The 14,457-nt window shown below is 68.8% G+C and carries 12 protein-coding genes; 4 read left to right on the top strand and 8 right to left on the bottom strand.

Annotated features, from left to right (window positions below; genetic code table 11):
- Window positions 1–1,098: 1,098 nt before the first annotated feature.
- From QZT59_RS07910 to QZT59_RS07895, 4 genes are all read right to left on the bottom strand, one after another.
- Window positions 1,099–1,515, bottom strand: a complete 417-nt coding sequence (locus QZT59_RS07910) for a hypothetical protein (RefSeq protein ID WP_290813873.1) — start codon at window positions 1,513–1,515, stop codon at window positions 1,099–1,101.
- Between the two features lie 189 nt (window positions 1,516–1,704).
- Window positions 1,705–3,030, bottom strand: coding sequence for a cobyrinic acid a,c-diamide synthase (locus QZT59_RS07905; RefSeq protein ID WP_290813870.1), 1,326 nt, complete (start codon window positions 3,028–3,030; stop codon window positions 1,705–1,707).
- Window positions 3,031–3,414: 384 nt separating this feature from the next.
- A complete protein-coding gene (locus tag QZT59_RS07900) occupies window positions 3,415–4,068 on the bottom strand; it encodes a helix-turn-helix domain-containing protein (RefSeq protein ID WP_290813867.1) in 654 nt (217 codons plus the stop codon).
- 92 nt (window positions 4,069–4,160) lie between these two features.
- On the bottom strand, window positions 4,161–4,592 hold the full coding sequence (locus QZT59_RS07895; protein ID WP_290813864.1) for an SCP2 sterol-binding domain-containing protein: 432 nt from the start codon (window positions 4,590–4,592) through the stop codon (window positions 4,161–4,163).
- Between the two features lie 265 nt (window positions 4,593–4,857).
- Between QZT59_RS07895 and QZT59_RS07890 the strand changes: the two genes are divergently transcribed.
- Complete coding sequence (locus tag QZT59_RS07890; RefSeq protein ID WP_290813861.1) at window positions 4,858–5,610, top strand: hypothetical protein; 753 nt, start codon at window positions 4,858–4,860, stop codon at window positions 5,608–5,610.
- Between the two features lie 73 nt (window positions 5,611–5,683).
- On the opposite strand, the gene QZT59_RS07885 is transcribed toward QZT59_RS07890, so the two are convergent.
- The 3 genes from QZT59_RS07885 to QZT59_RS07875 form a co-directional block, all read right to left on the bottom strand.
- Window positions 5,684–6,751, bottom strand: a complete 1,068-nt coding sequence (locus QZT59_RS07885; RefSeq protein ID WP_290813858.1) for a zinc-dependent alcohol dehydrogenase family protein — start codon at window positions 6,749–6,751, stop codon at window positions 5,684–5,686.
- A gap of 148 nt (window positions 6,752–6,899) precedes the next feature.
- Window positions 6,900–8,483 carry an aldehyde dehydrogenase gene (locus QZT59_RS07880; protein ID WP_290813855.1) on the bottom strand — a complete coding sequence of 528 codons (1,584 nt, stop codon included), beginning with the start codon at window positions 8,481–8,483 and terminating at the stop codon, window positions 6,900–6,902.
- Between the two features lie 3 nt (window positions 8,484–8,486).
- Window positions 8,487–9,629: a mandelate racemase/muconate lactonizing enzyme family protein gene (locus QZT59_RS07875; RefSeq protein WP_290813852.1), complete on the bottom strand. Its 1,143-nt coding sequence runs from the start codon at window positions 9,627–9,629 to the stop codon at window positions 8,487–8,489.
- 202 nt (window positions 9,630–9,831) lie between these two features.
- On the opposite strand from QZT59_RS07875, the gene QZT59_RS07870 reads away from it, so the two are divergent.
- On the top strand, window positions 9,832–11,229 hold the full coding sequence (locus QZT59_RS07870; RefSeq protein WP_290813849.1) for a sulfatase: 1,398 nt from the start codon (window positions 9,832–9,834) through the stop codon (window positions 11,227–11,229).
- Between the two features lie 30 nt (window positions 11,230–11,259).
- Here the strand turns inward: QZT59_RS07870 and QZT59_RS07865 are convergent, their stop codons facing one another.
- Window positions 11,260–12,345 carry an Lrp/AsnC family transcriptional regulator gene (locus QZT59_RS07865; RefSeq protein WP_290813846.1) on the bottom strand — a complete coding sequence of 362 codons (1,086 nt, stop codon included), beginning with the start codon at window positions 12,343–12,345 and terminating at the stop codon, window positions 11,260–11,262.
- Between the two features lie 82 nt (window positions 12,346–12,427).
- On the opposite strand from QZT59_RS07865, the gene QZT59_RS07860 reads away from it, so the two are divergent.
- Together QZT59_RS07860 and QZT59_RS07855 are read left to right on the top strand one after the other, a co-directional pair.
- Complete coding sequence (locus tag QZT59_RS07860; RefSeq protein WP_290813843.1) at window positions 12,428–13,189, top strand: GNAT family N-acetyltransferase; 762 nt, start codon at window positions 12,428–12,430, stop codon at window positions 13,187–13,189.
- Between the two features lie 133 nt (window positions 13,190–13,322).
- Complete coding sequence (locus QZT59_RS07855) at window positions 13,323–14,435, top strand: anthranilate phosphoribosyltransferase (protein WP_290813840.1); 1,113 nt, start codon at window positions 13,323–13,325, stop codon at window positions 14,433–14,435.
- Window positions 14,436–14,457 lie beyond the last annotated feature (22 nt).

Genomic DNA, 14,457 nt, shown 5'->3' with positions numbered 1-14,457 from the left:
TCATCTTCGGTCGTCCCTAAAACAATTTTGATTGTAGTAGACAAACTTGTTTTGTCCTCGGTCGGCGGCTGGTCGATTTTACCGACCGACTGGAGTGGTTCGTTTCGCGACCCGAGAGCCGGTTGATTCAGGCAACCGACGTGAATGGGCCGGTTAAGAAAACCGACGGGAACTGCTCGGTTCGATACCCGGGAACCGTCGATCGTCACCGTTCGTCGGACCGGGAAGTGAGGGAGCGACCGGCGGCTCCCATCGAATCCGTGGACGAATCCACCGTCGCCGTCCTACGGGGAGCTATCCACCCCCGGCATCGAACCGACCTCGACGGAGCGATTCTCGGATCGTCGATCGGATTTCGATAACGGAACCACGCCGTCGAGTTCGAATTCACTGGGTTCGTCGAATCGTCCCGGACGGTGATCCCGCGGATGGGAGTGAAATTCCGCACAACGTTTCATTCGGATCGCACGTGGTGGAACGACGAATACCGTGAGTAGATGTTCTACTCGCCGAAGATCGTCATTTATGTGTACACAGGTATCGGCCCGCGACTTCGCGGCGGCGGCCCGGCGTACGTTCGAGCGGTTGGGGACGACGCACGACGAAGGGTGCCCAGCCGGTCGAGGGGACGCGTGGCCGCCGAACGCAACTCGATCGCCGGGGCGAGAGCGCACTGGCGAGCGGCGCTCGATCGATTCGAGACGGTCGGCGCGCCGCAGGACATCCTGGCGGTCGCGGGCCACCTGATCGAAACCGCCCTCGAGGAGGGAGACCGGACGCGTGCCGAGGCGCTGTGCCGGCGAGCCCGCGACGAACTGGAGACGCGCCTGACGCGGTCCTCCAGCGGTACGAAGGGTGGATCGACGAACTCTCCGACCGGGTCGAACTCATCCGGGAGTGACGGGGCGTCGGTCGCCGTTCGGTCCGTCACCGAACGAAAAGAGCGCCGAGAGCCGTCTGGTGGTCGCGATCGTCCAGAGATCGAGTCGTCCATCGCTCAGACCCGTCCGTAGAACCACTCGGCAGCGGATGAGAGCGGTCCGTAGATTCCGTCGTCCGCCGATCGGAGCCGTCGTCGATCGAGTCGGTCGGGACCGCCTAGGCGTCTTCGACCAGGAACCGGTCCTCGGGCGGCTCGCTGTAGAGGACCGTCAGTTCGGACTGGGGCTCGCGGTCGGCGATCCCGTCGATATCGAGCGCGCCTTCGAGCTGCGGGCGGAGTTCCTCGAACGCATCCGTCGTGACCACGTCGCCGCTCCGGGCGTCGAACTCGCAGAGGCCGTGGTCGGCCAGCCGCGGCAGGTGGTCGTGGACGAGCGAGATGCCGACGCGATCGATGGCCCCCTCGGAGACGGCGCGCGGGGCCGTTCCCTCCTCGCGAGCGGCGAGCGTCCGCGACAGGCCCTCGACGGTGGCGTACTCGGCCTCCAGCAACCGGGAGAGCAAGTGACGACGATGTTCGTCGCTCAACAGCCGGTAGACCGCGTGCGGATCGACGGCGTGGGGGTCTGTCATCGGCCGACGTTGGCCGTCACCGGGCACAACCTTCGCGCCTAAAGAGATCGGTATATCGGTGGTAGCGACCGTCAGTCCGTCGATAACGAATTCTCGAATCGGCCGAGCCGCGGCCCGACACGCCGGTGGCGCGGGCGTCGTTCGGTCCGCCGGGAACTCGCACCGGCGTGACGGTTCCGTCGACGGAACTCACCGGTCGAGCGACTCGAGGAACCGATCGAACGCGCCGCTCTCGGCGTGAACGTGCGCGTAGGTGCCGAGCGAGTCGTACTCGAGGAGGCCGTCGCGCTCGTCGGCGATCCCGTCGCCGCGGACGACGTCGAACGCGAATCGGGCGTCCGATCCGACGTCGGCGCTCGAGTAGTGGAACTCGTGACCGCGGATCCGCTCGCCCGCCCGAGCCGTCAGCGTCCCGTCGGTCGCCGCCAGCTCGACGTGGTCGAGCGCCTGGTACCGCTCGTGCATCGTCACCTCGGCCGGCAGGATCCCGGCCATCTCGTGGGTCTCGCCGTCGACGGTCGTGAGCGACTCGCTCATCACCATCAGGCCGCCGCACTCGCCGAGCACGGCCAGTCCGTCGGCAGCCCGGTCGGCGAGGTCGGAGAGCGTGGGGCTCTGGGCGAGCTCTTCGGCGTGCAGTTCCGGGTAGCCACCCGGCAGGTAGACGCCGTCGCACACCGGGACGCGGTCTCCGGCGACCGGCGAGAACGAGACGACGTCGCCGCGGTCCCGGAATCGCTCGATCGTCGCCGGGTACCGAAAGCAGAAGGCGGCGTCGTCCGCGACGGCCACCGTCGCGTCGTCGGAGTGGGTTCGCTGGTCGCCCGTCTCCGCATCCGCCGGCTCCGGTTCCGCCGGCGGATCTCGAGCGACGTCGACGAGCGCCTCGACGTCGATCGTCTCCGCGGCCTCGGCGAGCGCCTCCGACGGGAGCGCCGCTTCCTCGCCCATGTGCAGCCCCAGGTGGCGGTCGGGGATCTCCAGGTCCGAGGAGGGCGGGATCCGTCCGAAGTACGCGATCTCCTCGGGTAGCGCGTCCCGGATGCCCCGCTCGTGGCGACCGCCGTGGGCTCGCTGTGCGACGATCCCCGCCACGTCGACGTCGCGGCCGATCTCGGCCGCGTACCGGCGGAATCCGAGCGCCGTCGCGGCGACGCTCTCCATTCCCGCGCTCGCGTCGACGACGAGGACGACCGGCAGGTCGAGCGCCTCGGCCACCATCGCGGTGCTCGAGCCGTCGCCGTCGTACAGCCCCATCACGCCCTCGACGACGCAGACGTCGCCCGCTCCGCGGGCGTAGTTCCGCCGGACCCCCGCCTCGCCGCAGAGCCACAGGTCGAGCGTCCGCGAGGGGCGGTCCGTGACGGCTTGGTGGTGGCTGGGATCGATGAAATCGGGGCCCGCTTTGGCGGGCTGGACGTCGTAGCCCGCCTCCTCGAGAGCGCTCGCGATCGCGAGCGTCGCGACGGTCTTGCCGACGCCGGAACTGACGCCGCCGACGACGAACCCCCTCATCGGCGCTGGTCCTCGTCGTCGGTCCCGTCAGCGGTCGGTCCGCCCGAGGCGGTCGGAGCCCCCACCCGTCTCATTGTCTCCGAATTAGCACAGTTGCGCATGAATCCGTCGATAACCGGGTCGACGTTGTCGCGGGACCGACCCCGATCGGACCTGGTGGTTCGTCCGTCCCGTTCGGAATCGTGGATCCGTCGAACTCGCCGCCTCCGCCGCCACGATTCGATTCGGAACGAACGACCTGGGCAGGGCTGTCGAGCGTCGTCGCTCACCCCGAAATCGCCGCGGAGACGGACGCCGAGGTGGTCCCGCTCGCCTCACTGACGACCGAGCGCGTCAGGGCGGTCGCCGACGAGGCCGCGGCGACCGGAGATAAGCGACGTCACCTCACCCATCCAGCACGGCGTCGACGATCGCGGTCTCGGCGCGCCGGAGGAGCTCGTTGGCGGTGCTAGGAGCGCAGTCGAGGGCGTGGGCGAGCTCTTCGTAGTCGGATCGCCGCGGGTTCTCGTAGAAGCCGAGATCGTGGGCCGTCCGAAGCGCCTCGCGCTGTCGCGGCGTCAGCTGGCAGCCGGCGTCGCCGGCGCCGGGCTGGTACTCGCCCGACCACTCGACGTCGATGCGGACGGCGTCCGAGGCGTCCCTGAAGGCGCCCTGGAGTCCCTCGCCGGTGCCGGCGACGGTGAGCGCGACGCCCTCGGAAACGAACTGGACCGGCCGGTCGATGATGAGCGCGTTCTCGTCGGCGACGGCGAGCAGCTCGGAGAGGAGGTCCCGCTCGGCGACGTGCACGTAACAGTACCAGCGGTCGCCGAACCGGCGGAGCGACGAGGCGCGCACCTCCGGGTTGTCCTCGAGGACGCTCTCCACCGCGGCGGGGTCGTCGACGCGCAGCCGGTACAGCAGGGCGTACGAGCCGTCGGTGAGCCACTCGAACTGGACCAGCTGCTCGCGTTCGACGCCGTCGGCTCGCGCGAGCGCTCGGTCGACGCCCGGAAACGAACCCTCCGGCACCCGGAGCCTGAAGCGAGCCGCCTGCATCGTGTCATCATTCGCCAAAGCTGGTCATAACGCTACCGACGGTCCCGCCGCGGTCGCCGCCCGGCGCGGGGGCGGCCCCCTCGTCCGTCTCGTCAGTATTCGAACTCCGTGTCGACCGACGCTGCGTTGTCGGTCATCACCATCGCCGCCTGGCTGTACTGGAGCACCTTCTGCATGTCGCCGTCGAGGTCGAACTCGCCGTCCATCATGCCCTCGACGGCGCCGACCTCGCCGCGGATGAGCCGCTTCCAGTCCTCGTAGTCGCCGCGGAAGGCGAATCCCCAGTCAGCTCCCTCGGGATCGTCCGTCCGACAGGCGTCGGTGCACTCGCCGTCCTGGAGGGCGACGAAGAGGTACACGGACTCGCCGTCGTAGACGTCGTCCGGCCGAATCTCGAACAGGAAGTCGCCGTTGAACCCGATCCCCCAGCCCTCGCCGGCCTCGGCGTACTCCTCCGAGGCGTTGAGCTGGTCTCGCCACTCTTCGATCCACTCGTCGGCCTCGCTCGGGAGCGCGTACGCCATGGGGAGCACGTCGGCGCGTCCGGTCTTCGCGATTCCCCCGAAGGGATCGGGGCTTTTATGTGCCGGCCGGCGATCCGAACCGGGCCGGCTCGAGGACCGTGCCCCTCGCGAACGGCGGACCGACGACGGCGGGTATTTCGGACGCCTGCCCGCGACGGTTTCGGCGTCGGCCCGGGAGATCGAATCGGCCGTTCGAGCCATCCCACGGTACGAGAGGCGCTTTACCTTGGGGTAGACCTTTGTCCGTGGTCGTTCGACGGCGGCTATGAAACGACGTTCCCTCCTCGCGGGGGTCGGGACGACGACCGCTGCGCTGGCCGGTTGCCTGAGCGGCGCCGTCGGCGAGGACGAATCCGACGGGGGCGAAGTGGTGGAATCCGAGCGCTGCGGTCGCGAATTCGTCGGCGTCGACTCCGCGTTTCCCGCCGCCGCGGAGACGGAGCTAGCCGTCGCTCTCGAGGAGGGCGTGTACGAGACCGAAGACGACCTCGTCGTCCCGAAGATCATCGACGTCGACGAGACGTACCTGAGAGAATCCGGGACGTTTTACGCCGTCGAGGTCGAGGCGGAGGGGGACGTCAACCGATTCCGTATCGAAGAGACGCTCCCGGAGACCGAGCCGGTCGCGATTCGGAACAACGCGGAATCGGATTTCACGTTCGACGTTCGTATCGAGTACGCGGCCACCACGGACCGGGAGGTCGACGTCGAAACCGAGGGCGAACTCCTCGTCGAGGAGTCGGTGACCGTCCCGGCGGGTCGGGAGGTCGAACTCGGCGGCGACGTCGAGTATCGGTACGGGATGTACCGAGCCGTGATCGAGGTGGCCGAACTGGAACTGCGAACGGGAGAGACGTGGCGGATGTGGCCGGAGTACGCCGAACACGGGACCATCCAGCTTAATTCCGAGAAGGAGGTGTTCTACTCCCACGTCGCCGAGTACCACCCCGACGGGGAGGCTGTCGAGTGCGAGTGGACCGACGACGGCGAGCTCGTCGCGGGGCCGGGAGCGGAGTGACCGCCGACCGGTGGGAGGAAGGGTCGGGTTCGGGGGTCACCGACCGAAATTCGATCCACCGCCGAACCAGCGCTCAGAACTCGCTGCAGACCGGAATTCCGAGCGTGTCGTACTCGCCGAGGCGCTCCATCACCTCGGGGACGTCCCCGAGCGCGCAGGTCTCGGAGACGATCCGGCCGGGGTCGATCTTTTCGCCGTCCATCATCCGGAAGATCTCGTCGTACTCGTGGGGCGGCATCCCGTAGGAGCCGTAGAACTCGCGCTCCTCGGTGACCATCGCGTCGATCGGTAGCGCCACCTCGCCGCCCTCCTCGGCCGTGGTCATCCCGATCTGGAGGTGCTGGCCGCCCTTGGCGAGCGAGTCGACCGAATTTCGAACGGTTTCGGCGATGCCGAGGGCGTCGATGGAGACCTCGACCCCGCGGCTCCCCTTCGTGTGGGCCTTGACGGCCTGCGGGACGTCCTCGACCGCTTCGACGTGGACGGTCTCGACGGCGCCCAGCTCGGTCGCGAGGTCGAGTTTCTCCTGGACGACGTCGACGGCGATCACGTTCGCGCCGAGCGCGCTCGCGACGTGGGTGGCCGAGAGCCCGACGCCGCCGCAGCCGTGGACGGCGACCCAGTCGCCGGGCTCGACGTCCACCCGGTGGCCGACGCCGTGGAAGGCGGTCGCGAACCGGCAGCCGAGTCCCGCCACGTCGACGGGATCGACGCCGTCCGGGACTCTGACGAGGTTCTGGTCGGCGTACCGGACGGGGTACTCCTCGGCGAACGCGCCCTGCTGGAAGGGGACGAACCCCATCGGCACCATCTTCTCGCAGATGTTCGCGCGACCCGCCCGGCAGTACGGGCAGGTCCCGTCGCTCATGTTGAACGGGTTCGTCACCCGGTCGCCCTCGTCGACGGTGTCGACGTTCTCGCCGACCTCGACGACCCGACCGACGGGTTCGTGCCCGAAGATCAGCCCCGGCGTGGGTACCACGCCGAGCCACTCCCAGTCGCCCTGCCAGGCGTGCCAGTCGCTCCGGCAGACGCCGCAGGCTTCCGTCTCGACGACCACTCCGTCCTCGTCGCAGTCGGGCCGGTCGACCTCCTCGACTTCGAGCGGTTCGCCCACCTCCTGAAAGACGACGGCTCTCATACGTGAACGAACCGTACGCAGCCTCTTAAAGATAATGAACGATGGTAATAAAATCCGCCGCGGCGGCCGCTCGCGGCCCGTCCGTCGCGGGGCGGAGACGACGGGATCCGCCTCGCGTGCGAGGTTGCTCACGACCGGGCCGACCCGTTCACCCGAACTTCGGCACGTCACCCAGGTTCACCCGAACCGACTTGACCTGGGAGTAGTCGTCGAGGGCCTCTTCGGAGAGTTCTCGACCCATCCCGCTCTCTTTGACGCCACCGTGGGGCGCCGCGTCGAGCAGGTCGTTGTAGGTGTTGACCCAGACCGTCCCGGCCTGCAGGTCGGCGGCGAACTCGTGGGCCGCCTCCAGGTCGGTCGTCCAGACGCCGGCGGCGAGCCCGTAGTCCGTGTCGTTCGCCCGCGCCAGCACCTCCTCGCGGTCGCTCCACTCGAAGACGGTGAGGACGGGGCCGAAGACTTCCTCGCGGGCGATACGGTCGTCGTCGGCCGCATCGATCAACACGGTCGGCGCGACGAACGGCGCGCCGGCGAGGTCGTCGTCGATGGAACCGGCGCCGACCGCGTCGCCCCCATTCGGTTTCCCGTCGCGGGTCAACCGGGTCGCCCCCGCCTCGAGCGCGCCCTCGACGTACTCCCGCACCCGTCGCTCGTGGCGGTGGTCGATCATCGGGCCGACGTCGGTCGTCGGTCCCAGGGGGTCGCCGACGACGAGCTCGTCGATTCGCTCGCGGAGCCGCTCGAGGAACTCCTCGCGGATATCCTCGTGGAGGTACAGGCGCGCGCCGGCGGTACACTGCTGGCCGGAGTTGAAGAAGATGCTCACCAGCGTCCCTTCGATCGCCCGGTCGACGTCGGCGTCCGAGAACACGATGTTGGGACTCTTCCCGCCGAGTTCCAGCGAGACCGGGGTGATCGTCTCCGCGGCGTTCTCGAGCGTGGCGACGCCCGCCGCCCGGGAGCCGGTCAGCGACAGCTTGTCGATTCCCCCGTGAGCGGTCATCGCCTCGCCGACCTCCTCGCCGGTGCCCGTGACGACGTTGACGGTCCCGGGCGGGAGCACGCGATCGCAGATCCGGGCCACCTCGAGCGTCGACAGGACCGCCCGCTCGGAGGGCTTGTACACCACCGCGTTCCCCGTCGCCAGCGCCGGGCCGAGCTTCCAGGCGACGAACATCGCGGGGAAATTCCACGCCGAGATCGCGCCGACGACGCCGTTGGGCTCCCGGCGCGTGTAGACGTGTTTCTCGTCCCCGGCTCCGACGACCCGACCCTCGTCGGCGGTCCTGGCGAGGGCGGCGAAGTGGCGGAACTGCTCGACGAGGACCTCGCAGTCGACGAACAGGGCGTGCATGTTGGGCTTGCCCGTCTCGAGGCTGTCGAGCTTCGCGACCTCCGTCTTCCGCGCCTCGATCCGGTCGGCGATCTCGGAGAGCTTCTCGGCGCGCTGGCGGGGCGCGTGCTGGCCCCAGCTCCCCTCGAAGGCCTCGCGGGCGGCCTCGACGGCGCGGTCGACGTCGGCGACGGTGCCGATCTGGACCGTCGCGAGCGTCTCGCCCGTGGTCGCGTCGATCGCGGGTCCGTCCTCGCCGTCGACCGCGTCGACCCACTCGCCGCCGATCAGGTGTCCGTACCGCTCGCGCGAGACGACGTCCTCGGCGGTCGAGCGGTGTTTCTCGCGGATCGCGTCCGAGACGGCGTACCGGTCCCGGTCGTAGAACCGCTCCTGCATCGGTCAGCCCCCCTCCGCGTTCGCCGCACCCGCTGCGTCCGCCGCGCCGGCCTCGGCGAGCGCGTCCTCGTCGAGTTCCACCCCGAGACCCGGCCCGTCGGGCGGCGCGATCGCGCCGTCCTCGTGTTCGAGGGTCTCGCTCAGCAGGAAGTCACGCGCGTCGGGCGTCCAGGGCGGCTCGATCGGATACTCGACCCACGGGGCGCCGACCGCGGCGATCACGTGCAGGTTCGCGACGAACCCGATCCCGTTCGTCCACGTGTGCGGGACGAACTGTGCCCCGTGCTCGCGGGCCATTCCGGCGACCTCCGTGGCGCCCAGGATCCCCGTCGCCAGCGCGGCGTCCGGCTGGTAGACGTCGAGCGCGTCGCGGTCGGCGAACTCGCGGAAGTGGTGGAGTCCGTCGTTGAACTCGCCGCCGGCGACGGGGACGTCGGTCGCCTCGCGGAGGCGGGCGTAGCCCGCGTAGTCGTGGCGAGCCAGCGGCTCTTCCAGCCACGCGACCCCGCCGATCTCCTCGAGTTCTCGCGCGGCGGCCAGGGCGTCCTTGTACGTCCACCGCACCTCGTCCTCCATCACCCGAACCGACCACCCTTTGTTGGCGTCGACCATCAGCGTGAGGTCGGGAAAGGCGTCCCGAACCTCGCGAACGATCTCCAGGTCGTCCAGGGTTCGCACGCGGAGCTTGACGGCCGCGACCCCCTCCGCGACGCGCTCTTCGACGTACGCGATCCGCTCGTCGGCGGGCTGGACCTCGCCAGTGCTCGCGTAGACCGGAATCGGATCGTCGGTGCCCCCGAGCAGTTCGTAGATCGGCTTCCCGGCGTCCTTCCCGATCAGGTCCCACAGTGCGATCTCGAGGTGCCAGGGACGCGGCCCGATCAGGTTGACGCTGTCGAGCTTCCGGCGGATGCCTCGCACGTCGTGGGGGTCCTCGCCCGCCAGGAACACCGACAGCGCGTCCGCGTAGTCGAGGCCGCCGGCGAAGCTGGGGCTGGCCGCCAGTCCCGTGATGCCGCCGTCGGTCTCGATCTCGAACAGCTCGACCTCGTGGCTCCCCTGGGGATAGCCGGGGATCCACGTGGGTTCGAACGCCCCGTCGAGCGGGTGGCTCAGGTGGTGCTGGGTGACGCCGGTGATCTGCATGCGAGTGAGCCCCAGGGCCACGGCGGTAACGGTTCGGACGGATGAATTCGGGCGTTTATGAATCGCCGCGGTTCGCGATCGGTACCGTCCTGCGATCTGCCCTCCGACGGTCCGGTACGGTCGGCCTACGCGGCCCGAACGCCCGCTCGCGGTTCCGTCGACGGCCAAAGGATTATCCGCCCGGTCGTGATACCTCGGTGGCATGGCCGATCCGCCGCCGAACGTGCTTCTCGTCCACTGTCACGATCTCGGCCGATACCTCGGGTGCTACGGCGTCGACGTCGAGACCCCGAACGTGGACGCCCTGGCCGCGGACGGGGCGCTGTTCGAGAACCACTTCGTCACGGCGCCCCAGTGTTCGCCGAGCCGCGGCAGCTTGATGACGGGCCGGTATCCCCACGCCAACGGACTCATGGGTCTCGCCCACGGAGATTGGGAGTTACACGACGACGAGCGCATCCTGCCGCACATCCTCGGGGACGCCGGATACGAGACGCACCTCTTCGGCCTCCAGCACATCAGCCAGGACACCGATCGGCTCGGCTACGACTACGTCCACTCCGAGGGGAACCTCTACCCGGGCGTCTCGCCGATCGTCCACCAGTCGAACCGCGCTCGCAACGTCGCCGACGTGTTCACGAGATTTCTCGAGGGGGCGTCGAACGCCGCGGGGACGTCGGACGACGATGCGGCGGAGTCGGACCGGACGCCGTTCTTCGCCTCGGTCGGCTTCTTCGAACTCCACCGCGTCGAGGAGGAAAACGGCCGCTACGGATTCGACGCCGATCACTACGAGATCGAGGACCCGAAGGAGGTTCCGCCGCTGCAGTACCTCCCCGATCGGCTGGGAATCCGCCGCGATCTCGCCGAGATGCGCGGGATGGTCCGGGCCATCGACGACGCGATGGGGACGATCCTCGAGGCGCTCGATCGGACCGGCCTCGACGAGGAGACGCTCGTCGTCTTCACGACCGAGCACGGGATCGCCTTCCCTCGGGCGAAAGGGTGCTGTTACGATCCCGGAATCGAGGGCGTCTTGCTCCTCTCTCATCCCGACCTCGTCCCTCGGGGCGAGCGGTACGACGAACTGGTGACGAACGTCGACGTGCTTCCGACGATCCTCGACCTCGTCGGGGTGGACCATCCCGAGCCGGACCGCCTCGACGGACGGAGCTTTCGACCCCTGCTCGACGGCGAGGACGAGTACGAGGCCCACGACGAGATCTTCGCCGAAATGACCTGGCACGACATGTACAATCCGGTCCGGGCGATCCGGACGGAGCGCTACAAGTACGTCCGGAACTTCTGGCACCTCCCGAAGGTGTACCTCACCCGCGACATCTTCGCGAGCGAGGCCGGCCGGGAGGTTCGGGAATCGTTCGGCGTCCCCACGCGTCCGTACGAGGAACTCTACGACCTGGAGGAGGCGCCCCAGGAGGACGACAACGTCGTCCGGGAACCCCGGTACCGGGAGGTGCGGGCGGAGCTCGCCGAGCGCCTGCGCGAGTGGATGATCGAAACGGACGATCCCCTGTTGGACGGGCCAGTCCCGCCCGGCGATTACGACGAGATTACCGGCTGGTCGGTCGATGCCCGATGAATCGGTCGGCGTGCCGTCCCGGAGTCGTCCTCAAAGTAATTCCTCGTACTGCGCGCCGGTCTGCTTGAGCGTCTCGGTCGAGTAGAGCCGTTCGTGCTCGAAGGGCAGGTACTCGGCCGCGAGCTCGTCGATCTTGGCGTCGACGGCCGCCGCGTCGCGCCCGTGGATCATCGTGAACAGATTGTACGGCCAGTCCTGGTCCGGACGGCGCGGCCGGTGATAGCAGAGGGTTACGTAGGGCAGCTCGCCGGCCCGCTCGCCGCGCTCGTCGCGCTCTTCGTCCGGGACGTCCCAGACGACCATGCAGTTGGCGTCGAAGCCGGTGGTCACGTGGTTGACCACGCAGCCGATGCGCTTGATGCAACCGTCGTCCTGCAGGCGCTCGATCGCCGCCAGCACGTCCGACACGTCGGCGTCGAGGGCGTCCGCGACGTCGCGGTACGGGGTCGCCGAGAGGGGGAACCCGTCCTGGATCTCGAGCAGGAGGTCCGCCTCGAAGGCGGTCAGGTCCCCCGCGGCGTCCTCGCTGATGCGGGTGGCCGAGGCGTCCGTCGCCCGTCGGACCGATTCGCTCACGGCGTCGCCGTTCGCGTTCCCCGCGGACCGTCGGTCCGCGCTTTCCCGCGCGAACCGATCCGCGTTGACCACCGGAAACTCGAGGTCGATGTAGTAGTCCGTCAGCATCGGCAGCACCAGGACGTCGAGGCCGGTCCGCTCCTCGATCTCCGCGAGGATGCGGTCGCGGGTCTCCCGCGAGCCCGCGGTGACGACGAACCACACGTTCCACTCGTGGTCGCGGGCGTAGTTGTGGTTGACCTGGCGGTACCCGTTGATCACCTCGGCGACCTCGTCGAAACGGTCCTCGGGTGCCTTCACCGCGGCGAGCGTCGAGGAGCCGATCACCGGCGGGTTCAGGACCGGCCCGAACCGCCGGAAGATCCCGGCTTCCCGGAGCGCCCGGACGCGCGAGAGCGCCTCGTCGGCGTCGATACCGAGCGCCTCGCCGACGGCCTCGAACGGCCGCTCGGCGATCGGGAAGCCGCTCTGGTAGCCGTCGATCAGGGCGGCGTCGACGTCGTCGATCCCCGCGCGCCACTCGCCCGACTGCTCGCTCATCGGTCGACGTTGGGGGGTTCGACGGGTATCGCTTTCGGCTCGGCGTGAACGATTAAGGTGGTGGGTAGCGTTATCACGCGTCATGGAGCTCACCGAACCGATCGCGATCGAGGGCGACGAGCGCGAACGCGTCTACGCGCACGTCGAAGCCCGCGGCGCCGTCGAGAAGGACGACGCTCGCGAGGCGCTGTACCCGCCGGATCCGCCCGGCGAGCCCCAGCACTCGCGGGAGTTCCGGCACAACGTCGCCATCCTCAAGCGGGACGGCTACCTCGAGGAGGACGAGGACGGCACGCTACGCATCGCCCTCGACGTGGACGAGGCGGGAGAAGCGTTCACCGCGGCGGACGTCGAGGTCACCATCAGGCCGGCCCGCCAGGAGGACCTCTCCGGGATCGTCGGCGCGATGCGCCAGGTCGTCGAGGAGATGACCTACATCGAGGCGGAGACGATCGCCGACGAGATCGACCACGAGGACGTCCTGTTGCGCCACAACGAACTCGAGTCGCGGATGTTCTTCGTCGCGACCGTCGACGAGGAGGTCGTCGGCTGGGCGCACCTGCACGTCCCGACCCTCGAGAAGCTGAGTCACACCGCCGAGTTGACCGTCGGCGTCCTCGAGGAGTACCGCGGAATGGGGATCGGCAGTCAGTTGCTCGACCGCGCGATGGTGTGGGTCCGTTCGAACGGGCTCGAGAAGATCTACCAGAGTGTGCCGTCGACCAACGAGGACGCCCTCGAGTTCTTCGAGTCCCGCGGCTGGGGCGTCGAGGCCGTCCGCGAGGGCCACTACAAGCTCGACGACGAGTACATCGACGAGGTGATGATGGCGATCGAGCTGTGAGGACCTGATCACGACCACGGTCCACCAGCGGCGAGCGGTCCACCAGCGGCGAGCGGTCCACCAGCCCGTTATATTGCGGGCGCTCGGACACCGAAAACGGGAGGCTTTTGCGAAACCCCGGCTAACCGCCGGTATGGCTCAGGCATCCCAGGAGTTCGGCGAGTGGCCGCTGAAGCGGCTCATGACCGAGGTGGTCGGATCGGGACACAAGTCGGCCGACGACATGTCCCGGGAACAGGCCCGCGAGGCCATGCAGCGAATTCTCGCCGGGGAGCCGGACCCGACGACGCTCGGTGCCTTCTGGCTCGCCAACCGCTGGAAGCGCAACACGCCCGAAGAGCTCGCCGCCTACGCGGACGTCGTGCGCGAGGAGTCGGTCGTCACCGCGGAACCCGACTGCGACCCCGTCGACTGCGGCGCGAACTACGACGGCAAGCACACGTCCGCCGTCCTCGGCGTCGGGGCGGGACTCGTCGCCGCCGCGGCCGGCACGCCCGTCGTCGTCCACTCGGGCGACCGCGTGCCGACCCAGAAGGCGTGCGCGTACAAGCACGTCCTCGACGAGCTGGGCGTCCGCACCGAGCTCGATCCCGCGGAGAGCGCGGAGATGGTCGACGAGATCGGCTTCGGCTTCTACTACCAGCCGGCGTTCAACCCCGGGATCCACGACCTGTACGACCGCCGGGATCAGATGGGGGTTCGGACGTTCGTCAACACGATCGAGACGGTCGGCAACCCGGCGAACGCCTCGGTCCACCTCGGCTCGTTCTACCACCTCGCCTTCGCGAAGAAGATGTGCTCGCTCGTCACGGAGAGCGAGCGCCTCGAGTACGACCGCGTCATCATGTTCCAGGGGATGGAAGGCTACGACGACGTCCGCCCGGGGTACACGAAGGTGGCCGAGTGGGAGGCGCCTCGCGCCTCCGAAGAATCGAGCGGAGACGAGCCAAGAGCGGCGGACGGCGCGTTCGACGACTACGAGATCGAGACCGCGACCTTCGGTATGGAGATGGAGAGCGAGGACCTCGAGGTCGACGACCTGGAGGGCGACTCCGCGCGGATCACCGAGGCGGTGCTGGCGGGCGAGCGCGAGGACCACTTCGCCGACGCCGTCGCGCTCAACGGGGCGTTCCGGATTTACGCGCGTCGAGACGTCGATTCGATCGAGGAGGGTCTCGAGGTTGCGCGCGGCGTGATCGAGGACGGGAGCGCCGCTGACGCGCTGGCCGAGCTGCGGGGGTTCTGAACCCCGCTCTCGAATCACACCT

This window comes from Halovivax sp., from assembly GCA_007119345.1.
Lineage (GTDB): Archaea > Halobacteriota > Halobacteria > Halobacteriales > Natrialbaceae > Halovivax.
This window is presented reverse-complemented; position numbering and strand designations above follow the sequence as displayed.